This is a genomic window from Streptomyces sp. NPDC044061, assembly GCF_056434305.1.
Window position 1 is genome coordinate 14821 of record NZ_JBWKFL010000021.1, and the last position, 20819, is coordinate 35639.

General features: G+C 72.0%; 20 protein-coding genes and 1 riboswitch. Of the genes, 7 read left to right on the forward strand and 13 right to left on the reverse strand.

The window, feature by feature from the left end; genetic code table 11:
• Positions 1-199: 199 nt before the first annotated feature.
• Together AC07CM_RS30660 and AC07CM_RS30665 are read right to left on the reverse strand one after the other, a co-directional pair.
• Positions 200-1453: a metallophosphoesterase gene (locus AC07CM_RS30660; protein WP_478879709.1), complete on the reverse strand. Its 1254-nt coding sequence runs from the start codon at positions 1451-1453 to the stop codon at positions 200-202.
• 16 nt (positions 1454-1469) lie between these two features.
• A complete protein-coding gene (locus tag AC07CM_RS30665; RefSeq protein ID WP_478879710.1) occupies positions 1470-1709 on the reverse strand; it encodes an SCO4848 family membrane protein in 240 nt (79 codons plus the stop codon).
• A 91-nt stretch (positions 1710-1800) separates the two neighbouring features.
• Here AC07CM_RS30665 and AC07CM_RS30670 point away from each other — a divergent pair, with 91 nt between their 5' ends.
• Positions 1801-3036, forward strand: a complete 1236-nt coding sequence (locus AC07CM_RS30670) for a D-alanyl-D-alanine carboxypeptidase family protein (RefSeq protein WP_478879711.1) — start codon at positions 1801-1803, stop codon at positions 3034-3036.
• Here AC07CM_RS30670 and AC07CM_RS30675 read toward each other — a convergent pair.
• Positions 2984-3901, reverse strand: coding sequence for a YihY/virulence factor BrkB family protein (locus AC07CM_RS30675; protein ID WP_478879712.1), 918 nt, complete (start codon positions 3899-3901; stop codon positions 2984-2986). The genes AC07CM_RS30670 and AC07CM_RS30675 overlap by 53 nt on opposite strands.
• Before the next feature lie 85 nt (positions 3902-3986).
• Between AC07CM_RS30675 and AC07CM_RS30680 the strand changes: the two genes are divergently transcribed.
• A complete protein-coding gene (locus AC07CM_RS30680; protein ID WP_478879713.1) occupies positions 3987-4742 on the forward strand; it encodes a decaprenylphospho-beta-D-erythro-pentofuranosid-2-ulose 2-reductase in 756 nt (251 codons plus the stop codon).
• Between the two features lie 8 nt (positions 4743-4750).
• Here AC07CM_RS30680 and AC07CM_RS30685 read toward each other — a convergent pair whose 3' ends face one another.
• The 3 genes from AC07CM_RS30685 to AC07CM_RS30695 form a co-directional block, all read right to left on the reverse strand.
• Complete coding sequence (locus tag AC07CM_RS30685) at positions 4751-5335, reverse strand: 2'-5' RNA ligase family protein (protein ID WP_478879714.1); 585 nt, start codon at positions 5333-5335, stop codon at positions 4751-4753.
• A 168-nt stretch (positions 5336-5503) separates the two neighbouring features.
• Positions 5504-6529: a tryptophan--tRNA ligase gene (gene trpS, locus AC07CM_RS30690; protein WP_478879715.1), complete on the reverse strand. Its 1026-nt coding sequence runs from the start codon at positions 6527-6529 to the stop codon at positions 5504-5506.
• Between the two features lie 132 nt (positions 6530-6661).
• Positions 6662-8113, reverse strand: coding sequence for a glycine hydroxymethyltransferase (locus AC07CM_RS30695; protein WP_478879716.1), 1452 nt, complete (start codon positions 8111-8113; stop codon positions 6662-6664).
• A 33-nt stretch (positions 8114-8146) separates the two neighbouring features.
• Positions 8147-8237, reverse strand: a riboswitch (ZMP/ZTP riboswitch).
• Between the two features lie 44 nt (positions 8238-8281).
• On the opposite strand from AC07CM_RS30695, the gene rocD reads away from it, so the two are divergent.
• Positions 8282-9535: an ornithine--oxo-acid transaminase gene (rocD, locus tag AC07CM_RS30700; protein WP_478879717.1), complete on the forward strand. Its 1254-nt coding sequence runs from the start codon at positions 8282-8284 to the stop codon at positions 9533-9535.
• On the opposite strand, the gene AC07CM_RS30705 is transcribed toward rocD, so the two are convergent.
• Positions 9532-10728 (reverse strand): glutathionylspermidine synthase family protein, encoded by a 1197-nt coding sequence (locus AC07CM_RS30705; protein ID WP_478879718.1) that lies wholly within the window; start codon positions 10726-10728, stop codon positions 9532-9534. The genes rocD and AC07CM_RS30705 overlap by 4 nt on opposite strands.
• A gap of 14 nt (positions 10729-10742) precedes the next feature.
• Positions 10743-11108: a hypothetical protein gene (locus tag AC07CM_RS30710; RefSeq protein WP_478879719.1), complete on the reverse strand. Its 366-nt coding sequence runs from the start codon at positions 11106-11108 to the stop codon at positions 10743-10745.
• A gap of 119 nt (positions 11109-11227) precedes the next feature.
• Between AC07CM_RS30710 and AC07CM_RS30715 the strand changes: the two genes are divergently transcribed.
• On the forward strand, positions 11228-12064 hold the full coding sequence (locus AC07CM_RS30715) for a DMT family transporter (RefSeq protein ID WP_478879821.1): 837 nt from the start codon (positions 11228-11230) through the stop codon (positions 12062-12064).
• A 26-nt stretch (positions 12065-12090) separates the two neighbouring features.
• On the opposite strand, the gene pdxR is transcribed toward AC07CM_RS30715, so the two are convergent.
• The gene (pdxR, locus tag AC07CM_RS30720; RefSeq protein WP_478879720.1) at positions 12091-13488 is read right to left on the reverse strand and encodes a MocR-like pyridoxine biosynthesis transcription factor PdxR; all 1398 of its coding nucleotides are present in this window, start codon (positions 13486-13488) and stop codon (positions 12091-12093) included.
• 46 nt (positions 13489-13534) lie between these two features.
• Here pdxR and AC07CM_RS30725 point away from each other — a divergent pair, with 46 nt between their 5' ends.
• From AC07CM_RS30725 to AC07CM_RS30735, 3 genes are read left to right on the forward strand one after another with little or no spacing between them, the layout of a single operon-like run.
• Entirely contained in the window at positions 13535-14035 is a 501-nt protein-coding gene (locus AC07CM_RS30725) for a carboxymuconolactone decarboxylase family protein (RefSeq protein ID WP_478879721.1), read from the forward strand.
• Positions 14032-14502 carry a carboxymuconolactone decarboxylase family protein gene (locus tag AC07CM_RS30730; RefSeq protein ID WP_478879722.1) on the forward strand — a complete coding sequence of 157 codons (471 nt, stop codon included), beginning with the start codon at positions 14032-14034 and terminating at the stop codon, positions 14500-14502. The genes AC07CM_RS30725 and AC07CM_RS30730 overlap by 4 nt, the downstream gene beginning before the upstream one ends.
• Positions 14499-15221, forward strand: a complete 723-nt coding sequence (locus AC07CM_RS30735) for an isocitrate lyase/PEP mutase family protein (RefSeq protein ID WP_478879723.1) — start codon at positions 14499-14501, stop codon at positions 15219-15221. The genes AC07CM_RS30730 and AC07CM_RS30735 overlap by 4 nt, the downstream gene beginning before the upstream one ends.
• Positions 15222-15227: 6 nt before the next feature.
• On the opposite strand, the gene AC07CM_RS30740 is transcribed toward AC07CM_RS30735, so the two are convergent.
• Genes AC07CM_RS30740 through AC07CM_RS30755 form a run of 4 tightly spaced genes read right to left on the reverse strand, consistent with a single transcriptional unit; the run spans position 15228 to position 20800 of the window.
• Complete coding sequence (locus tag AC07CM_RS30740; protein WP_478879724.1) at positions 15228-16187, reverse strand: ABC transporter substrate-binding protein; 960 nt, start codon at positions 16185-16187, stop codon at positions 15228-15230.
• Position 16188: 1 nt separating this feature from the next.
• Entirely contained in the window at positions 16189-18126 is a 1938-nt protein-coding gene (locus AC07CM_RS30745) for an ABC transporter permease (protein ID WP_478879725.1), read from the reverse strand.
• Positions 18126-19271 carry a quaternary amine ABC transporter ATP-binding protein gene (locus tag AC07CM_RS30750; protein ID WP_478879726.1) on the reverse strand — a complete coding sequence of 382 codons (1146 nt, stop codon included), beginning with the start codon at positions 19269-19271 and terminating at the stop codon, positions 18126-18128. Before AC07CM_RS30750 ends, AC07CM_RS30745 begins: the two co-directional genes overlap by 1 nt.
• Positions 19268-20800 carry a GMC family oxidoreductase gene (locus AC07CM_RS30755; RefSeq protein WP_478879727.1) on the reverse strand — a complete coding sequence of 511 codons (1533 nt, stop codon included), beginning with the start codon at positions 20798-20800 and terminating at the stop codon, positions 19268-19270. The genes AC07CM_RS30750 and AC07CM_RS30755 overlap by 4 nt, the downstream gene beginning before the upstream one ends.
• Positions 20801-20819 lie beyond the last annotated feature (19 nt).

The following is a 20819-nucleotide window of genomic DNA, read 5'->3' on the forward strand; positions in this document are numbered from 1 at the left end:
CAAGGCCCTACCCCTGGCACAGCACAAAATGGCCACCCCCCTTGGTGGCGCGGCTCACCTAATCACACGTGTTTCAGTGGGGGGAAGAGCATTCGGACCGAATGAGCAAGAACTTACCGAGGCGTTGTTTCGGCCGGGTTTCACAGCCTCTTCACAGGGGTCACAAGCGGTTTCTGTCAGGCGCGCGTTGGGCCCGGGTTCAGGCGCGCGTCGACGCCAGTTCGATGACCGTCACGTCGGACGGCGCCCCCACGCGCGTGGGCGGTCCCCAGGCGCCGGCGCCCCTGCTGACGTACAGCTGTGTGTCGCCGTAACGTTCGAGACCGGCCACGGTGGGGTTGGCGGCGGCCGCGACGAGGTTGCCTGGCCAGAGCTGGCCGCCGTGGGTGTGGCCGGAGAGCTGGAGGTCGACGCCGTGCCGGACGGCCTCGTGGATCTGCACCGGCTGGTGGGCGAGGAGTACACAGGCGCGTGCCGGATCCCGGTCGCCGAGCGCCCTGCCGAAGTCGGGCCCGTGGCCCTCGCTCTCGCCCTGCAGGTCGTTCACCCCGGCCAGGTCGAAGTACGGCAGTTCGGTGCGGGCGTTCTCCAGCGGGTGCAGGCCGAGGGTGCGCACCTCGGCGACCCACTGTTCGGCGCCGGAGAAGTACTCGTGGTTGCCGGTGACGAAGTAGGCGCCGTGCCTGGCGGTCAGTTGCGCGAGGGGCGCGGCGGCCGGGCCGAGGTCCTTGACGCTGCCGTCCACCAGGTCGCCGACGACCGCGATCAGATCGGGCTGGGTGGCGTTGACGGTGTCGACGACCCGCTGGGCGAACCCGCGCCCGAGGACGGGGCCCAGGTGGATGTCGCTGACCACCGCGATCCGGAAACCGTGCGCGGCGCGCGGCAGTTTGGCGAGCGGCACGGTGACGCGTTTCACACGGGGCCCGCGCAGCACACCGTAGGTGCCCTGTCCGACGGTCCCGACGGCGGCGGCCGCGGCCGCGCCGCCGACGACACGGGAGACGAAGAGGCGGCGGGAGGGCAGCCCCTGCGCCTCGGGCCGCGGCTGCGGGGGCTCCGGCTCGCTGGACCGGGGCGGGCCCGCCGGTACGGTCTCCGGCGCGGGTACGGGCGGTGTGGCGGCGGGCGCCCGCCGGGCCACCAGCCGCCGCAGCAGGGGCCGTACGACCTCTCCCGCCGCCACTGCGAGCAGCAGGTACAGCGCCAGCGCCATCCACAGGAAGCCGGGCCAGGCGAGCGTGCGCTGGAGCCAGAACGGGGCGCCGGTGCGTTCGGCGACCAGTGCCGTGATCATCAGCAGCGGGCCGCCGACGAAGAGCGCCGTGCCGGCACGGCGGGCGAGGCCCGGGCCGCGCGTCGTGTCCCGCACCAGACGGCACCACAGGTACCGGTGCCCCAGCGCCAGGACGGCGAGGACGACCAGCCCGGCGAGGACGAGGACGATGACCACGCTGCCGTGCCCCCCGCTATGACGTGCGGCGCAGTGCGCGCAGTCCGCGCAACCCGATGGCCCCGACGACCGTCCCCAATACGAAGGAGACGACCGCCAGCAGCAGGTGCACCCAGAAGTACGCGGTCGGGTGACCGTCGTCGAAGGCGAGCCCGCTGCTGTCCTTGACCAGGTTCTTGACGAAAGTGACCCAGATGACCCAGCTCCACACTCCGAAGGCGAGCAGGAACCAGGAGACCGGGCGGCTGAGCTTCATACGGACAGTATCGCCGTCCGCCCTCCGGTTCCGTGTCCGGGGTGGGGGCGGAGGCGGGACTTCGCGCTCCGTGCCGGGTACGTTTCCGACCGTGCCCGCACCCAAGAAGACCGTCAGGCGATCCCTGCTGGTCACCACCGCCACGCTGCTGTCCGCCTCCGTCACCGCACCGGCCGCCCTCGCGGCCCCGACGCCCTCGACCAGCCCGACGGCCACTCCCCCGGCGCAGATGTCCCAGGTCGGCGGCGCCCGGCTGGGGCAGCCCGGGACGCAGGTGAACCTCGCCGCCGGCGTGCCCGTGCTCCCCAAGGACCTCACCGCCCGTTCCTGGATCGTCTCCGACGCCGAGTCCGGCGAGGTCCTCGCCGCGCACAACGCGCACTGGCGGCTGCCGCCGGCGAGCACCATGAAGATGCTGTTCGCGGACACCGTGCTGCCGAGGTTCCCGAAGTCGACGGAGCACAAGGTGGTTCCGTCCGACCTGGCGGGCATGGGTGTCGGCTCCAGCGTGGTGGGGATAAAGGAGGGCCGCAGCTACAGCGTTCACGACCTGTGGCTCGGGGTCTTCCTGCGCTCGGGCAACGACGCCGTGCACGTGCTGTCCGCGATGAACGGCGGTGTCGATCGGACGGTCCGGGACATGCAGGACCACGCCGACGAACTGCAGGCCCTGGACACGCACGTGGTCAGCCCGGACGGCTACGACGAGCCGGGGCAGGTGTCGTCGGCGTACGACCTGACGCTGTTCGCCCGCTCCGGGCTGCAGAAGAAGGACTTCCGCGACTACTGCTCCACGGTGAGCGCGAAGTTCGGCTCCCTCGAGATCCGGAACACCAACCGGCTGCTGAGCGGCGACACCGATGTGCCCGTCTACCAGGGCATCGCCGGGGTGAAGAACGGCAACACCACCAACGCGGGCGCCACCTTCACCGGTGTCGCCGAACGGAACGGCAAGGTACTGCTGGTCACGGTGATGAACCCGGGGAAGCGCGAGCACAACGAGGTCTACAAGGAGACCGCGAAGCTGTTCGACTGGGGCTTCCAGGCGGCCGGCAAGGTGAGTCCCGTGGGCGAGCTGGTCCCGCCGAAGAGCGCCGCCCAGCCCACCGGCGGGACCGGTGCCACCGCCTCGGCCGGGCAGGCGCGGGGCACCGGCGGGTCCGGTTCGAAGCCGGTGGCGAGCGCCACCGCCGGGAGCGGTTCCGGCGGCGTCGGGATCGCCCTGGCCGTCGCCGGCGGGCTGCTGGTGCTGCTCGGCGGCGCGGCGTTCCTGGTCAACCGCCGTTGGCCGCTGCCGGATCTGATGCGCCGTCGGGCGCGGTCCTGACGTCCTCCGGCTGGGTCTCCTTGCTCTGCGTCGCCGTCCAGGCGGCGCAGAACAGGACCAGTTTCGCGGTGAAGTTGATCCACAGCAGCAGGGCAACGGGGACGCCGAACGCGCCGTACATGCTCTTCGCGGCGACCCCCTGGATATAGCCGCTGAGCAGCAGCTTCAGCAGCTCGAAGCCGACCGCGCCGGTGAGCGCGGCCACCAGCAGGCGGCGGCGCGGCGGTTCGACGCCGGGCAGCAGGGTCAGCACGTAGAGCAGGACCAGGAAGTCGGCGAGCACGGCGACGGCGAAGGCGATCACCCGCAGCAGGATGCTGCCCCAACTCGCCCGGTCGAGGCCGAGCTGGTCGGTGATCCAGCCCACCATGGCCGAGGCCACGGTGGAGATGGCGATCGTGGCGACGACGGCTCCGCCGAGACCGACCAGGATGCCCGCGTCCTTGACCTTGGCCATGAGCGGGTTCTGCTCGCTGTCGGGCAGCTCCCACACCGCGCGCAGGCAGTCGCGCACCTGGCCGACCCAGCCCATGCCGGTGAACAGCAGCACGGCACCGGCGATGACCGAGACGGTACCGGCGTTCTGCACCAGGGAGTTGATGTCCAGCTGGTCGGAGAGGCCGGGGATCTGCTCGGCGATCCTGTGCTGCAGGTTCCTCTGCCGGGACTCGCTGAGCGTGGCGGCGGCGATCGCGCCGGCCAGGGTCAGCAGCGGGAACAGCGCGACGAAGCTGACGAAGGTCATCGCGGCGGCCAGCCGTGTCCATTTCACCCGGTCCAGACGCTCGTACGAGCGCCAGGCGTGCGTGAGCGTCAGCCGGGTGACGATCGGCCCGATCCCGGGGAGCCTCTTCAGCCAGTCCATGATCGGACTGTGCCCGCTCCTGGTGGGCGTCAACACCGCGTTTCTTCAGCAAAACGGTCATATGCGGGCTATACGGTCAGCTGTCATGAAGGATGCCAAGGATCTGCCCCAGTCCCTGCTCGTCCTCGGCGGCACGTCCGAGATCGCGCTGGCCACCGCGCGCCGTCTGATCGCCCGCCGCACCCGTACCGTCTGGCTGGCCGGCCGCCCCTCGCCCGCCCTGGAGGAGGCCGCCGCGCACCTGCGCACCCTGGGCGCCGACGTCCGCACCGTCGCCTTCGACGCCCTCGATCCCGAGTCCCACGAGACCGTCCTCGACAAGGTGTTCGCCGAGGGCGACATCGACATGGTGCTGCTCGCCTTCGGCACCCTCGGCGACCAGGCCCACGACGAACGCGACCCCCTGCGCGCGGTCCGGGTCGCCCGGACCAACTACATCGGAGCCGTCTCGGCCGGCCTGGTCGCCGCCCGCGCCCTGCAGACCCAGGGCCACGGCTCCCTGGTGGTCCTCTCCTCCGTCGCGGGCGAACGGGCCCGCCGCGCCGACTTCATCTACGGCTCCAGCAAGGCCGGCCTCGACGCCTTCGCGCAGGGCCTCGGCGACGCGATGTACGGCACCGGCGTGCACGTCATGGTCGTACGCCCCGGCTTCGTCCGTACGCGGATGACGGCCGGCCTCCACCCGGCGCCGCTCGCCACCACCCCCGAGGCGGTCGCCACGGCCGTCGAACTGGGCCTGCGCCGCGGCTCGGAGACGGTGTGGGTGCCGGGCGCGCTGCGCCTGGTGATGTCGGCCCTGCGGCACGCGCCACGGGCCGTGTTCCGGAGACTGCCGGTCTGACCGGGGGGCTACCGGCTGGCGATCGTCCCGCGCTCGACGTCGGCGTGGCCGCCCTGCGGCGGCACCACGGATCCCCCGAAGGTGTACTCCCGCAGTTTGCGCCACACGCCGTCGGCGCCCTGCTCGTAGAGCGCGAACCCGGTGCACGGCCACTCGGCCTCGAAGCCGGCCAGCTCCTCGAACGCCCGGTCCATCGCCACCTCGTCGATGCCGTGCGCGACCGTGACGTGCGGGTGGTACGGGAACTGCAGGTCGCGCGCCAGGGGTCCGGAGGCGTCGCGGACCCGCTGCTGCAGCCAGGTGCAGCCCTCGGCGCCCTGGACGACGCGGACGTAGACGACCGGCGACAGGGGCCGGAAGGTGCCGGTCCCGGACAGCCGCATCGGGAACGGCCGGCCGGCCGCGGCGACCCCGGTGAGGTGCGCCTCGACGGCCGGCAGGTCGGCCGCGTCCACCTCGGCCGGCGGCAGCAGCGTGACGTGCGTGGGGATGCCGTGAGCCGCGGCGTCGCCGAAGCCCGCGCGCAGCTCCTGGAGCAGGCTGCCGTGAGGCTCCGGGACCGCGATCGACACGCCGATCGTTACGGTCCCCACGTCGTCTCCTGTCGTCGTGTGCTGTCTTCTCGGCCCAATTCGTCCGGGCCGTCGGTTATCGACTGTACGGCCACGGATGTCCTGTGGGCAGGCGCAGCGGAAGTGATGTGCAGCGCTCTGCCACGCAGGTGTGGAGCGGTCGTGCGCCTCGGCGCCGGTCCGTGCTCCTCAGTGCTTCGCCGGCAGGAAGCCGACGCGGTCGTAGGCCTGCGAAAGCGTCTCCGCGGCGACCGCGCGCGCCTTCTCCGCGCCCTTGGCCAGGACCGAGTCGAGCGTCTCGGGGTCGTCCAGGTACTGCTGGGTGCGCTCCCGGAACGGCGTCACGAACTCGACCATGACCTCGGCGAGGTCCGTCTTGAGCGCGCCGTACATCTTGCCCTCGTAGTCCTCCTCCAGCTCGGCGATCGACCTGCCGGTGAGCGTGGAGTAGATGGTGAGGAGGTTCGACACGCCCGGCTTGTGCTCCACGTCGTAGCGGATCACGGTGTCCGTGTCGGTGACGGCGCTCTTGACCTTCTTGGCGGTGGCCTTCGGCTCGTCGAGCAGGTTGATCAGGCCCTTCGGCGTGGACGCCGACTTGCTCATCTTGATCGTGGGGTCCTGCAGGTCGTAGATCTTCGCCGTCTCCTTGAGGATGTACGGCGCCGGGATCGTGAACGTGTCGCCGAAGCGCCCGTTGAAACGCTCGGCGAGGTCGCGGGTCAGCTCGATGTGCTGGCGCTGGTCCTCGCCGACCGGAACCTCGTTGGCCTGGTAGAGCAGGATGTCCGCGACCTGGAGGATCGGGTACGTGAACAGGCCGACCGTGGCGCGGTCGGTGCCCTGCTTGGCGGACTTGTCCTTGAACTGCGTCATGCGGCCGGCCTCGCCGAAGCCGGTGAGGCAGTTCATGACCCAGGCGAGCTGGGCGTGCTCCGGGACGTGGCTCTGCACGAAGAGGGTGCAGCGGTCGGGGTCCAGACCGGCCGCGAGGAGCTGGGCCGCCGCGAGGCGGGTGTTGGCACGCAGCTCCGCCGGATCCTGCGGGACCGTGATCGCGTGCAGGTCGACGACCATGTAGAACGCGTCGTGGGACTCCTGCAGGGCCACCCACTGGCGGACGGCGCCGAGATAGTTGCCGAGGTGGAACGAGCCGGCGGTGGGCTGGATGCCGGAGAGCACGCGGGGTCGGTCAGCGGAAGCCATGTCTTTCATTGTCTCAGAGAGCTCGGGGGGTTCGGTGCACGGGACTGCGGGCCGTTCGTGGTTGCTCGCGCGCCCGCGGCGGAGCCGCACGTCGAATGCGGCCCCGCGCCCCTTGCGGTTGGTCGCCCCTGAGGGCGTTGATCAGCCCAGGTCGACTTCCGGGTACAGCGGGAAGCCCGCCACCAGGTCCGTTGCCCGCTGGGCGATCTCCTGCGCCACCTTCTCGTCCAGGACGTGGGCCGCCTTGGACGGCGCTCCCGACTTCGTCGTGCCCGGCTCCGTCGTGGTCAGGACGCGGTCGATCAGGCCCGCCACCTCGTCCATCTCCGCCGTGCCCAGGCCACGGGTGGTGAGGGCGGGGGTGCCGACGCGGATGCCGGAGGTGTACCAGGCGCCGTTCGGGTCGGCCGGGATGGCGTTGCGGTTGGTGACGATGCCCGAGTCGAGCAGGGCGGCCTCCGCCTGGCGGCCGGTGAGGCCGTAGGAGGTGGCGACGTCGATCAGGTTGAGGTGGTTGTCCGTGCCGCCGGTGACCAGGGTGGCACCGCGGCGCATCAGGCCCTCGGCGAGGGCGCGGGAGTTGTCGACGATGCGCTGGGCGTAGCCCTGGAAGGCGGGCTGCCGCGCCTCGGCGAGAGCGACGGCCTTGGCGGCCATGACGTGCGGCAGCGGGCCGCCGAGGACCATCGGGCAGCCGCGGTCGACCTGGTCCTTCAGGGAGTCGTCGCACAGGACCATGCCGCCGCGCGGGCCACGCAGCGACTTGTGGGTCGTCGTGGTGACGATCTGGGCGTGCGGGACCGGGTCGAAGTCGCCGGTGAGCACCTTGCCGGCGACCAGGCCCGCGAAGTGGGCCATGTCGACCATCAGGGTGGCGCCGACCTCGTCCGCGATCTCCCGCATGATCCGGAAGTTCACCAGACGGGGGTACGCCGAGTAGCCGGCGACGACGATCAGCGGCTTGAACTCGCGGGCCTGGGCGCGCAACGCCTCGTAGTCGATGAGGCCGGTGGCCGGGTCGGTGCCGTAGGAGCGCTGGTCGAACATCTTGCCGGAGATGTTCGGGCGGAAGCCGTGGGTGAGGTGACCGCCCGCGTCCAGGGACATGCCGAGCATGCGCTGGTTGCCGAAGGCCTGGCGCAGCTCGGCCCAGTCGGCCTCGGTGAGGTCGTTGACCTGGCGGACGCCGGTCTTCTCCAGGAACGGGGCCTCGACGCGGTCGGCGAGGACGGCCCAGAAGGCGACGAGGTTGGCGTCGATGCCGGAGTGCGGCTGGACGTAGGCGTGCCGGGCGCCGAAGAGCGCCTTGGCGTGCTCGGCGGCCAGGGACTCCACGGTGTCGACGTTGCGGCAGCCGGCGTAGAAGCGGCGGCCGATGGTGCCCTCGGCGTACTTGTCGCTGAACCAGTTGCCCATGGCCAGCAGGGTGGCCGGGGAGGCGTAGTTCTCGGAGGCGATCAGCTTCAGCATCTCGCGCTGGTCGGCCACCTCCTGGCCGATGGCGTCGGCCACTCCCGGCTCGACCGCGCGGATGACGTCGAGGGCCGCGCGGAAGGCGGTGGACTCGGTGGAGAGGGGCTGCTGCTCAGGCATGGGGACCTCCGGACGGCGTGCGTTTCAGCGTTCACGTTCGGCCCAGGCGCACGGCACTGATTTCCCGCTCGGGCCGCTCCCCGATGGTCCGTCCCATCCCAGCGCGCCAGTCACGGCCCGCTGATCAGCCTACCGGGCGCGCCGGAGCGGTGAGATCCCGCGTCCACCATGCGAGCGAGGATAGGAAGGGGGTCTCCGTCGTATCCGGGAGAGGCCGTGACCACTGCTGAAGACCTCATCGCCACCGCCGACGCGCACAGCGCGCCCACCTACCATCCGCTGCCCGTCGTCGTGGCCACGGCCGAGGGGGCGTGGATGACCGATGTGGAGGGGAGGCGGTATCTGGATCTGCTCGCCGGTTACTCGGCGCTCAACTTCGGGCACGGCAACCGCCGGCTGGTCGAGGCGGCCAGACGCCAGCTGGAGCGGGTGACGCTGACCTCCCGCGCCTTCTACCACGACCGGTACGCGGCGTTCTGCGCGGAGCTGGCCGAGCTGTGCGGCATGGAGATGGTGCTGCCCGTGAACACCGGCGTGGAGGCCGTGGAGAGCGCGGTGAAGACCGCCCGGAAGTGGGGTTACCGGGTGAAGGGGGTGCCCGGGGAGATGGCGAAGATCGTGGTCGCGGGGGGCAACTTCCACGGGCGTACGACGACCGTGATCAGCTTCTCGACCGATCCGGAGGCCCGCGCGGACTTCGGGCCGTACACGCCGGGCTTCGAGATCGTGCCGTACGGGGACCTGACCGCCATGAAGTCGGCGCTGACCGAGAACACCGTCGCCGTGCTGCTGGAGCCGATCCAGGGCGAGTCCGGGGTGATCGTGCCGCCGGCCGGCTATCTGCCGGGGGTGCGGGAGCTGACCCGCGAGCGGAACGTGCTGTTCGTCGCCGACGAGGTCCAGTCGGGGCTCGGGCGGACCGGGCGGACCTTCGCGTGCGAGCACGAGGGGGTCGTACCGGACATGTACGTGCTGGGGAAGGCGCTGGGCGGCGGGATCCTGCCGGTGTCGGCGGTGGTGTCGAGCGCCGAGGTGCTCGGGGTGTTCCGGCCGGGCGAGCACGGGTCGACGTTCGGCGGGAACCCGCTGGCCTGCGCGGTGGCGCTGGAGGTCATCGCGATGCTGCGCTCCGGCGAGTTCCAGGCACGGGCGGCCGAGCTGGGCGAACGGATGCACGGGCGGCTGGCCGGGCTGCTCGGCACCGGCCGGGTGACGGCGGTGCGGGGGCGCGGCCTGTGGGCGGGGGTGGACGTCCATCCCCGGTACGGCACCGGGCGGCAGCTGTCGGAGAAGCTGATGGACCGGGGGGTGCTGGTGAAGGACACCCACGGCAGCACGATCCGGATCGCCCCGCCGCTGGTCATCGCCGAGCAGGACCTGGACTGGGGGCTGGACCAGCTCGCGGCCGTGCTCGAAGGCTAGGACAGGCCCGGGAGGATCACGTGCGGCAGGAAGCGGGCGTACTCGTCGGTGATCAGGCCCGAGGACTCGCGGATGCCGAGGCCGGCCGGCTCGTCCTGGACGACCCAGGCGCCGAGGACGACATGGTTGCCGTCGAAAGCGGGCAGCGGGGCCAGCTGCTGGTAGCAGCAGGCCTCGTCCCGGATCACGGGTTCGGCGCCGGGCTCGTGGACGGTGACGCCCGCCCCCTCGCGGCCCAGCAGGGGCTTGGCGACGTAGCCGGACGACCTCGCCAGCTCGCGCGGGCCGTCCAGGTGGGCGGGGAGGAGGTTCGGGTGGCCGGGGTACAGCTCCCAGAGGATCGCCAGCAGGGCCTTGTTGCTCAGGAGCATCTTCCAGGCGGGTTCGATCCACAGGGTGGTGCCGGTGCCGCCGCCGTTGTCGAGGGTGTCGAGGACGTGCCCGGCGAAGGCGTCGGTGGTGAGCCACTCCCAGGGGTACAGCTTGAAGACGCTGCGGATGAACCGGAGCCGGTTGTCCACGAAGCGGCCGGAGACGGTGTCCCAGCCGATCTCCTCCATGGAGATCCAGTCGGTGGCGAGGCCGGCCTGTTCGGCGGTCTCCTTCAGGTAGGCGACCGTCATCAGGTCCTCGCCGAGTTCGTCGGCGGCGGAGTGCGCGAAGTGCAGGGGGCTGCCCGGCGGGAGGAGCCCGGCCTGCTTCCGCCAGGCGTCGACGAGGCGTTCGTGCAGGGAGTTCCACTGGTCGGCGCCGGGGAAGCGCTCCTCCATCCAGAACCACTGGGGTGAGGCGGCCTCGACCAGTGAGGTGGGGGTGTCGGCGTTGTACTCCAGCAGCTTGGCCGGGCCGGTGCCGTCGTAGCGGAGGTCGAAACGGCCGTAGACGGAGGGGAGTTCGGCGCGGTGGTGCCAGGCCTCGGTGACCGCGGCGGCCACGCGCGGATCGGTGATGCCGAGGTCGGCGAGGCGGTCCTCGGCCACGATGTGCTCGGCGGCCGCGAGGCACATCCGGTGCAGTTCCGCGACCGTCTCCTCCAGCGCCTCGACCTCCTCCAGGGAGAACACGTAGTAGGCGCTCTCGTCCCAGTAGGGGCGCAGGGAGCCGTCGGGATGGCGGGTGAGCGGGTAGACGAGCCCCTGTTCCTCGACGGTCTGCTGCCAGCCGGGGCGGGGGATGGTGGTACGGCGTTCCATGCGTCGTGTTCCGGTCAGCCGCCGGAGCTGCCGTGGCCGCCGCCGAAGCCGCCGCGGTGGACGCCGCCGCGGTGGCCGTCGTCGTCCGAGGAGCCGCCCGAGCCCTTGCTGGGCCTGGTGAAGGAGCCGTCGTCGACCCAGGAGCCCTTCTTCTTCCCGCCGTAGTACCAGGCGCCGTTGGCGGAGGTCTTGGTGGACTTGCAGTTCTTGTCCGAGACGACCTTGTAGCCCTTGGCCAGGTGGTAGCTGTCGCGGTCGACGCAGCGCTTGTCCGGTTCGGACGAGCAGGCGGTCAGGGCGGCGGCGAGCAGGCCCATGCCGCCGAGGACGACCGTGGTGGACCGCAGTTGCCCGCGGGTCTGTGGGCTTGCGTTCGCCATGGTGGTGTCTCCCCCGTTCGCGGCCTGTTTCCGGCGGTCAGCCTAGAGACCGGTGAGAGCGGGGGGCGAGGGGGGTGGCCGGTTGCGCGCTCCCCTAGAGTCACTTCGTGCTCTTTGGAATGGTGTGCGCCCTGGCCGCGGCGGTCTGTTTCGGTACGGCGACGGTGCTGCAGGCCATGGCCGCGCGCGCGGCCGGGCCGGGCGGGGGCGGCGAGGCGGCGTTGCTGCTGCGGGCGTTGCGCCAGTGGCGGTATCTGGCCGGGCTGGCGCTGGACGGGCTGGGTTTCCTGTTCCAGATCGCGGCCCTGCGGTCGATCCCGATCTACGCGGTCAGCGCGGCCCTTGCGTCGAGTCTCGCGGTGACGGCGGTGGTGGCGGCGCGTCTGCTGCGGGTGCGGCTGAGCGGCACGGAGTGGGGCGCGGTGGGCGTGGTGTGCGCCGGGCTCGCGATGCTGGGGCTGGCGTCCGGGCCGGAGGGAGAACGGGACGGGCCGGACGCCCTGGGCTGGGTGATGCTCGCGACGGCGGTCGGCATGCTGGTGCTCGCGCTGCTGGGCGGGCGGCTGTCCGGGCGCATGCGGGCGCTGGTGCTGGGCCTGGGGGCCGGTTTCGGGTTCGGCGTGGTGGAGGTGTCGGTCCGCCTGATCGACTCGCTGCGGCCGGCCGACCTGCTCACCAACCCGGCGGCCTACGCCCTCCTGATCGGCGGGGGCGCCGCGTTCATCCTGCTGACCTCGGCCCTGCAGCGCGGCTCGGTGACCACGGCGACGGCCGGAATGGTGATCGGCGAGACGATCGGCCCGGCGGCGGTGGGCGTCATCTGGCTCGGCGACCGCACCCGCGAGGGCCTGACCTGGCTGGCCGCACTCGGTTTCGCCGTGGCGGTGGCGGGGGCACTGGCGCTGGCCCGGTTCGGGGAGGCACCGGTGACGGAGGAGACCGGGCCCGCCCACTGAAGCCTGCCGCTCCCTCGCCGGTCCCCTCACGGCAGTACTCGGCACAACGCCTCCAGCGCACCCGCCCACGCGCTGTCCGGTGGCGTCCCGTAGCCCACCACCAGGGCGTCCAACGACTCGGCTACCGCCTCGGGATGCCGGTGGAAGGCCAGGCCGTGCAGGGCCAGTCCCTGCCAGGCGGCGGCCTGGACCACCGACTGCTCGGTGCCGGGCGGCAACCGCAGGACCGCGTGCAGACCGGCCGCGATGCCGGTGACCCGGACGTCCGGTGCACGCTCGGCGAGGGCCGCGGCGAGCGCGTCACGGCGGCGCCGGTAGCGCAGGCGGGCGGAGCGGACATGGCGGTCGTACGCGCCGGACACCAGGAACTCGGCCAGGGTCAGCTGGTCCAGCACCCCGCACGTGTCGATACGGCCCTTGGCCGCGGTCACCTCCTCCACCAGGGACGGCGGCAGCGCCATCCAGCCCAGCCGCAGGCCGGGGGCGAGGGACTTGCTGGCGGTGCCGAGGTAGACCACGTGATCGGGATCGAGGCCCTGCAGCGCGCCGACGGGCTGGCGGTCGTAGCGGAACTCGCCGTCGTAGTCGTCCTCCAGGACCAGTCCGCCGGTCCGGCGAGCCCACTCCACGACGGCACTGCGCCGGTCGGGGTGCAGGGCCGTGCCCATCGGGAACTGGTGGGCCGGGGTGACGAGAACCGCGCCCTCCGCGCCCTCACCGCCCAACACCCCGGTGTCCGTGCCCAGTTCGTCGTACGGCAGTGCGCGGGCCGCCAGTCCCGCGTCCGTCAGCAGCGCCCAGTGGGCGTCAAGCCCGTACGACTCCACCGCCACCGTCCGCACCCCGCGTGCCCGCAGCACGGCGCCGAGGACGCGCAGGGCGTGCGAGAAGCCGGCGGTGATCACGAGGGTCTCGGGGTCGGTGCGGACGCCCCGGGCGCGGGCGAGGTAGCCGGCGAGGGCGGTGCGCAGTTCGGGGCGGCCGCGCGGGTCGCCGTAGCCCAGGGCGTCGAAGGGGGCGGTGGCGAGCGCCCGGCGGGCGGCCTTGAGCCACTCGGTGCGCGGGAAGGCGGCGAGGTCGGGTGTGCCCGGGACGAGGCTGTGCACGGGGCGTCCCGGATCGCGGCGCCGGGGTGCCGTGTCCGCGGGTGGGAGCACGGCCCTTTCCGCGACCCGCGTGCCGGAGCCCTGCCGGGCGGTGAGCCAGCCCTCGGCGACCAGGTCGGCGTAGGTCTCGGCGACGGTGTTGCGGGCGATGCCCAGGTCGGCGGCGAGGCTGCGGGAGGAGGGCAGCCGGGTGCCGGGGGCGAGGCGGCCGGTGCGGACCGCGTCCCGCAGCGCGTCGGTCAGACCGCGGCGCAGCCCGCTGGAACCGGCCGGTTCCAGGTGCAGGTCGACCCCCAGAGTGGCCCATGAATCCGCCATGGAAATGGACCATACTCCTGGGCTTCCTCGCTCCTAGGGTCGAAGCATGAGCACTGCACAGGAAACCCTCGAGTACGCCACCGAACACGCCCCGCGGCTGCACTGGGCCGAGCACGCGCCCGACGTCTACAAGGCGATGATCCGCCTGGACACGGCGGCCCGGCAGGGCCTGGACCCCAAGCTGTACGAGCTGGTGAAGATCCGGGCCTCGCAGATCAACCACTGCGCCTTCTGCCTCGACATGCACACCAAGGACGCGCTCGCGGCCGGCGAGAGCGTGGAGCGGATCGTGCAGCTCAGCGCCTGGGAGGAGTCGCGGCACTTCTACACCGAGAAGGAGCTGGCGGCGATCGAACTGACCGAGGCGATCACCGTGCTCACCGACGGCTTCGTGCCGGACGAGGTGTACGAGCGGGCCGCCAAGCAGTTCGAGGAGGCCGAGCTGGCCCGGCTGATCGCCGCGATCACGGTGATCAACGCGTGGAACCGGTTCGGCGTCTCCACCCGGATGACCCCGGGCCACTACCAGCCCGGGCAGCACACGTGAGCCGCACCCGGTTACTGGACCGGGAGGTCGGCCGGGCGATGTCCGCGCTCAGTGCGGCCGCGAAGCGGGGGCTCGGCGATCCGGTCCTCGCCGAGCTGGTGATGATCCGGGCCTCGCAGATCAACCACTGCGCGTTCTGCCTGGACATGCACCTCCAAGTGGCCCGGAGGAACGGCGAGTCGGAGGACCGGATCCAGCTGCTCGACGCCTGGGAGGAGACCGGGGACCTCTACAGCGAGCGGGAGCGTGCCGCCCTGGGCCTGACGGAGGCGATCACCGTGCTGAGTGGGGGAACCTGCCGGACCAAGTCCGGGGGAGGCTTCGTGCCGGACGAGGTGTACGACACCGCCGCCAAGCACTTCGGCGAGGCCGAACTGGCCCACCTCATCGGGCTGATCACCGTCGTCAACGGCTGGAACCGACTGATGGTCAGCCGCCGTGTCGCACCGGGGGGTTACCAGCCATGACCAAGGCCGAACTGTTCCGCGCCCTGCACCTGAAGCGCGCCCAGGGAGACCCCCTGGTGCTGCCGGGCCCCTGGGACGCGGCCAGCGCCCGGGTGTTCGTGGAAGCGGGGTTCCCCGCCCTGGCCACGCCCAGCGCGGGCGTCGCCGCCTCACTCGGGTACGAGGACGGGGTGACCCCCGCCGACGAGATGTTCGCGGCGGTGGCCCGGATCGCGGGGGCGGTGGACGTGCCGGTGTCGGCGGATGTCGAGGGCGGGTACGGGCTCGCGCCCGAGGAGCTGGTGGAGCGGCTGCTGGAGGCCGGTGCCGTGGGGTGCAACCTCGATGACTCGGACGACGCGGGTGTCCTCAAGGATCCGCGCGAGCACGCCGAGTACCTCGCCGAGGTGCGCTCGGCCGCCGCCGACCGGCTCTTCGTCAACGCCCGCGTCGACATCTTCGTGCACGGCGACGGCGACCCCGAACGGGCCATCGAGCGCGCCGCGTTGTACGTGGCGGCGGGCGCGGACTGCGTGTATCCGATCCTCGCCCCGGTCGACGTGCTGCCGCTGCTGCGGTCCGGCATCCAGGGCCCGGTCAACATGGTGGCCCGGGCGGACGGCGAAGGCCCCTCGCCCGCCGTGCTCGGCGAACTCGGGGCCACCCGCGTCACATTCGGTCCGGGACTCCAGCGACGCGCCACGGCCGCGCTGCGCGAGATCGCCGCCGGAATGCGCTGAGCCGGATCAGGACAGCCACTGCTTCCAGACGGAGGGGTGGCTGTCCACCCACTTCTTCGCCGCCTCCTCGGGCGAGAGCTTCCGCTCGGCGATCATCAGGGAGACCTCGTTCTGGTCCTCCGTCGTCCACCTGAACTTCTTCAGGAAGGCCGCCGCGCCGCCGCCGGACTTCGCGAAGCCGGCGTTGAGGTACTTCTGCAGCGGGGTGTGCGGGTAGGCGCAGGTGATCTTCGCCGCGTCCGCGTCGCAGCCCTCCTTGTACGGCGGCAGCTTCACCTCCGTCATGGGGACCTTCTTGAACAGCCACTGGGGGGAGTACCAGTACGTCAGGAAGGGCTTCTTCTCCTTGGCGAACTGCTTCATCTGGGTGATCTGCGCCGCCTCGGAGCCGGCGAAGACGACCTGGTAGTTCAGCTTCAGGTTCTGCACCAGCGCCTTGTCGTTGGTGACGTAGGACGGGGAGCCGTCCATCAGCTGGCCCTTGCCGCCGCTCTCCGCGGTGCGGAAGAGGGAGGCGTACTTGTTCAGGTTCCGCCAGTCCGTGATGTCCGGGTGCTGCTTGGCGAGGTAGGTCGGGACGAACCAGCCGATGTGCCCGGTCACCCCGAGGTCGCCCGCGCGCGCGATCGTCTTCTTGTCGTCGACGTACCGCTTCTCCTGGTCCGGGTGGCCCCAGTCCTCCAGGATCGCGTCGACGCGGCCCTGGCTGAGCGCGTCCCAGGCGGGCACCTCGTCCACCTGGACGGTGTCGACGCGGTAACCCAGCTTGTGTTCGAGGAGGTACTGGGCGACGGCCACGTTGGACTGGGCGCCCACCCAGGACTGCACGGACAGGGTCACGGACTTCGCGCCCCGGGCGTTCGCGAACGGCGACGCCTGCTTGGTCATGTCGGCTGCGCCGCAGCCGGTGAGCAGCGCGAGCGCGGACGCGCCGGCGGCCACCGTGAGGGTCGTACGGAATCGCATGTCACGCTCCCTTCTTCGCGCGGCGGCCGGTCGGCTGGGTCACCCGGTCGAGCATCAGGCCGAGGCAGACGATGGCCGCGCCGGCGACCAGGCCGGTCGCCAGGTCGCCCTGCGCGAGGCCGAAGGCGACGTCGTAGCCGAGGGCTCCGCCGCCGACCAGGCCGCCGATGATGACGACGGCGAGGACCAGGACCACACCCTGGTTGAGGGCGAGCAGCAAGGAGCGGCGGGCGAGCGGAAGCTGGACCTGCCACAGTTGCTGGCGGCCGGTCGCGCCGAGCGAGCGAGCGGACTCCAGCGCGGCCGCGTCGACCTGCCGCAGACCCTGCGCGGTGATCCGGACGACGGCCGGGAGGGCGTAGACGACGGCCGCGGCGACGGCGGGGGCGCGGCCGACGCCGAACAGGGCGACGACCGGGATCAGGTACACGAACTGCGGCATGGTCTGGAAGACGTCCAGGACCGGGCGCAGGGCCCGCTCCACGCGGTCGCTGCGGGCGGCCGCGATACCGGTCGCGAAGCCGAGCACGAGGGTGACGGCGACGGCCGCGAGCACCTGCGAGAGCGTGTCCAGGGACGGCTCCCACACTCCGAGCACACCGATCGCGGCCATGGCGAGCACGGCGGTCAGTGCGGTGCGCCAGGTGCCGATCAGCCAGGCCAGCGCGGCGACGACGAACAGCACCGACCACCAGGGCAGCCACTGCAGTCCGCCTCGGACGGGGTCCAGGATCCAGGTGGTGAAGTGGGCCGCCCAGTCCGCGGTGCCGCCGACGACCGGGACGCCGGAGTAGAGGTGGGCGGTCATCCAGTCGACGGCGCGGTTGACCGGTTCGGTGATGTCCAGGGTCCAGGAGGCCGGCCAGTCGAGGCGGCCGAGGAGCCGGGCGGCCAGGGCGACGGCCACGGTGACGGCGAGGGCGTAGGGCCAGCCGACGGTGCGGGAGCGGGTGGTGCCGTCCCCGGCCGCTCCGGTGACCCGGTCCAGGACGACCGCCAGCAGCACGATCGGGATGCCGGCCGCGAGGGCCGCGCCCACGTCGACGGAGGCGAGGGCCTGGTAGACCCGGTCGCCGAGGCCGCCGGCGCCGATGACGGAGGCGATGACGGCCATGGACAGCGCCATCATGATCGTCTGGTTGAGGCCGAGCAGGAGTTCCTTGCGGGCCAGCGGGATGCGGGCGGTCAGCAGCCGCTGCCGGGCGGTGGCGCCGAGCGACTCCACGGCCTCCAGGACTTCGGGGTCGGCTCCGCGCAGACCTAGCGCCGTGAGGCGGGCCATCGGCGGGGCGGCGTACACGACGGTGGCGAGCACGGCCGCGGGGACGCCGATGCCGAAGACCAGGACGACGGGGAGGAGGTACGCGAACGCCGGAAGCACCTGCATGGTGTCCAGCACCGGGCGCAGGGCACGGTCGAGCCGGTCGGAGAGCCCGGCGGCGAGGCCGAGCAGGGCGCCGACGGCCACGGAGGCGAGGACGGCGACCACCATCAGCGCGAGCGTCTGCATGGTGGGCACCCACATGCCCAGTGCTCCGCAGGCCAGGAAGGCGACGGCCGTGCCCGCGGCCAGCCGGACCCCGGCCACGCGCCAGGCGACGAGGGCGCCCAGCGCGGTGACGCCGGTCCAGCCCGCGGCGAGCAGGGCGAGGTAGACGGCGCGCACGGAGAGGACGACCGCGTTGCTGATGTAGCCGAAGAAGTACAGGAACAGCGGATGGCTGTCGCGGTTGTCGACGACCCAGTCGCTGGCCGTCGCGAGGGGCTTGTCGAGGTGGACGGTGAGCGCGTGCGGCCAGGCGCCGCTGCCCCAGTGGCTGTTCAGCGGGGGTACCAGGACGGCGGCGGCGAGCGCGAGCAGGAGCAGCTTGCCCGCGGCCCGGCTCTTCAGGACGCCGGGTTTGCCCGTGCGGGAGGTCGGGACGGTGATCGTTGCCATCAGACCGCCTCCGTGTCGGCGGTGCCTCGCGCGGGGGTGCCCCCCTCGCCCAGCGGTGCCGTTCCGGCGCTCCTGGTGGGCGCGGCCTCGGTGCCCGCCACCACGCCGAGCAGCCGCTCGTGGTCCACCACGCCCAGGCACTTGCCCTGGTCCATCACCCGGGCCGGGGCGCCGGCGCGGGCCACCGCCTCGATGGCCTCGGCCACCGGGGCGTCCGGGCGGACCGCGGGGCCGCTGCCCGTCTCCGCGGCGGACGCGGGGCGCATGGCCGTGCGGCAGGTGACGACCTGTTCGCGCGGGACGTCCCGGACGAACTCGCGGACGTAGTCGTCGGCCGGGGAGGAGACGATCTCCTCCGGGGTGCCGAGCTGGACCACGCGGCCGTCGCGCATCAGGGCGATGCGGTCGCCGAGCTTCAGTGCCTCGGAGAGGTCGTGGGTGATGAAGACCATCGTGCGGCCCTCCTCGCGGTGCAGGCGGACCACCTCGTCCTGCATGTCTCGCCGGATCAGCGGGTCGAGGGCGCTGAACGGCTCGTCGAAGAGGAGCACCTCGGGGTCGACGGCGAGCGCGCGGGCGAGCCCGACGCGCTGGCGCTGGCCGCCCGAGAGCTGACCGGGTCGGCGCTTCTCCATGCCCTCGAGGCCGACCTTGGCTACGAACTCGGCGGCCCGCTCGCGTCGTTCGGACTTGCCGACGCCCTGGATCTCCAGGCCGTAGGCCACGTTGTCCAGGACCGTTCGGTGCGGGAGCAGACCGAAGTGCTGGAAGACCATCGCGGCGCGGTGGCGGCGCAGTTCGCGCAGGCGGGACCTGTCCATGGCGCGGACGTCCTCGCCGTCGATGGCGATCGTGCCCGCCGTCGGCTCGATCAGCCGGGTCAGGCAGCGGACGAGGGTGGACTTGCCGGAGCCGGACAGGCCCATCACCACGAAGACCTCGCCCCTGTGCACGTCGAAGGAGACGTCCCGGACGGCGGCCGTGCAGCCGGTGCGGGAGCGGAGCTCGGCGGGGGGCAGGGTGCTCAGCTCCGGGTCCGCGGGGACGCGGTCGGGCTTCGGGCCGAAGACCTTCCAGAGGCCTTCCACGGAGAAGACGGGGGTGTCGGTGGTGGGGGGCTTGCGGGTGGGGACCGTGAGCGTCATCGGACGTCACCTCCGATCAGGTCGACGGCCTTCTCCCCGACCATGAGCACCCCGATCATCGGGTTCACGGCGGTCATGGTCGGGAAGACGGAGGCGTCGGCGATGCGGATGCCGTCGAGGCCGCGGATCCTCAGCTCCGGGTCCACTACGGCGAGTTCGTCGTCGGCGGCGCCCATCCTGCAGGTGCCGGCCGGGTGGTAGACGGTGTGCGCGACCTTGCGGGCGTACTCGCTCAGCTCGGCGTCGCCCGAGATCTCCGGGCCCGGGCAGACCTCGCGCTTGAGCCAGCCCGCCAGCGGCTCGCTCTTGGCGATCTCGCGGGCGATGCGGATGCCGTCGACCAGGGTCCGGGCGTCGTAGTCGTCCTCGTCGGTGAAGTACCGGAAGTCGAGGGCGGGCTTCACGGACGGGTCGGCGCTGGTCAGGTACAGGCGGCCGCGGGACTTCGGCTTGGGGATGTTCGGGGTCATGGAGACGCCGAACTCGGGCCGCTGGTAGCCCAGTCGCTCCGGATTGTCCGTGAACGGGATCTGGTAGAAGTGGAACATCAGGTCCGGGCCCGGGTGTTCGGGGTCACGGCGCACGAACAGGCCGGCGTCGGAGTCCATCGCGGAGTTCTCGGGGATCGGCCCGTGGGTCTCCCAGACGATGACCGACTCGGGGTGGTCGAGCAGGTTCTCGCCGACGCCCGGCAGGTCGTGCACGACGGGGATGCCGAGCGCCTCGAGGTCCTCGCGGGGGCCGATGCCCGAGTGCAGCAGCAGGCGCGGGGAGTCGACGGCGCCCGCGCACAGCACGACCTCGTTGCGGGCCCGTAGCAGCAGTTCCTCGCCGTCCTTGGTGCGCACGTGCACGCCCTCGGCGCGGGTGCCGTTCAACTCCAGCCGGTACGCCCAGGTCTCCAGCAGGACGTGCAGGTTGGGGCGCTCGTCCATCACCGGGTGCAGATACGCCACCGAGGCGGAGGAGCGCTTGTTGTTCTCGGGGTGGTAGGCGAGGTCGAAGAAGCCGACGCCCTCCGTGAACGGCTTGCGGTTGAAGCCCTCGACGCGGGGGACGTCGAGCGCGGACCGGGCGGCGTCCACGAAGTCGCGGGCGATGTCGTTCCGGTCCTTCTCGTCGACCGAGACGATGTTGTTCTTCAGACGGGCGAAGTAGGCCTCCATGGGGACGGCGCCCCAGCCCTTGGCACCGGCCGTCTCCCACTCGTCCCAGTCGGACGGGAGCGGCTTGAAGGAGATGAGGGTGTTGTGGGAGGAGCAGCCGCCGAGGACGCGGGCCCGGCTGTGCCGGATGTGGGAGTTGCCGCGGGGCTGTTCGGTGGTGGGGTAGTCGTAGTCGAGTTCGCCGCCGAGCAGGCCCATCCAGCGGCGCAGGGTCAGCACGTCGTCGCGGCCGACGTCGCTGGGGCCGCCCTCGATGACGGCCACGGTGACGTCGGGGTTCTCGGTCAGCCGGGAGGCGATGACGGAACCCGCCGTGCCGCCGCCTATGACGACGTAGTCGAAGTCGTGGGTGTGATCGGGCATGGGGTGGTTACTCCTGGGG

Coding starts and splice junctions, on each gene's coding strand:
- AC07CM_RS30665 (WP_478879710.1), bottom strand. CDS start 1,709: ATGAAGCTCAGCCGCCCGGTCTCCTGGTTCCTGCTCGCCTTCGGAGTG.
- AC07CM_RS30675 (WP_478879712.1), bottom strand. CDS start 3,901: ATGGACTGGCTGAAGAGGCTCCCCGGGATCGGGCCGATCGTCACCCGG.
- AC07CM_RS30680 (WP_478879713.1), top strand. CDS start 3,987: ATGAAGGATGCCAAGGATCTGCCCCAGTCCCTGCTCGTCCTCGGCGGC.
- trpS (WP_478879715.1), bottom strand. CDS start 6,529: ATGAAAGACATGGCTTCCGCTGACCGACCCCGCGTGCTCTCCGGCATC.
- AC07CM_RS30695 (WP_478879716.1), bottom strand. CDS start 8,113: ATGCCTGAGCAGCAGCCCCTCTCCACCGAGTCCACCGCCTTCCGCGCG.
- rocD (WP_478879717.1), top strand. CDS start 8,282: ATGCGAGCGAGGATAGGAAGGGGGTCTCCGTCGTATCCGGGAGAGGCC.
- AC07CM_RS30705 (WP_478879718.1), bottom strand. CDS start 10,728: ATGGAACGCCGTACCACCATCCCCCGCCCCGGCTGGCAGCAGACCGTC.
- AC07CM_RS30710 (WP_478879719.1), bottom strand. CDS start 11,108: ATGGCGAACGCAAGCCCACAGACCCGCGGGCAACTGCGGTCCACCACG.
- AC07CM_RS30715 (WP_478879821.1), top strand. CDS start 11,228: ATGGTGTGCGCCCTGGCCGCGGCGGTCTGTTTCGGTACGGCGACGGTG.
- pdxR (WP_478879720.1), bottom strand. CDS start 13,488: ATGGCGGATTCATGGGCCACTCTGGGGGTCGACCTGCACCTGGAACCG.
- AC07CM_RS30725 (WP_478879721.1), top strand. CDS start 13,535: ATGAGCACTGCACAGGAAACCCTCGAGTACGCCACCGAACACGCCCCG.
- AC07CM_RS30735 (WP_478879723.1), top strand. CDS start 14,499: ATGACCAAGGCCGAACTGTTCCGCGCCCTGCACCTGAAGCGCGCCCAG.
- AC07CM_RS30740 (WP_478879724.1), bottom strand. CDS start 16,187: ATGCGATTCCGTACGACCCTCACGGTGGCCGCCGGCGCGTCCGCGCTC.
- AC07CM_RS30745 (WP_478879725.1), bottom strand. CDS start 18,126: ATGGCAACGATCACCGTCCCGACCTCCCGCACGGGCAAACCCGGCGTC.
- AC07CM_RS30750 (WP_478879726.1), bottom strand. CDS start 19,271: ATGACGCTCACGGTCCCCACCCGCAAGCCCCCCACCACCGACACCCCC.
- AC07CM_RS30755 (WP_478879727.1), bottom strand. CDS start 20,800: ATGCCCGATCACACCCACGACTTCGACTACGTCGTCATAGGCGGCGGC.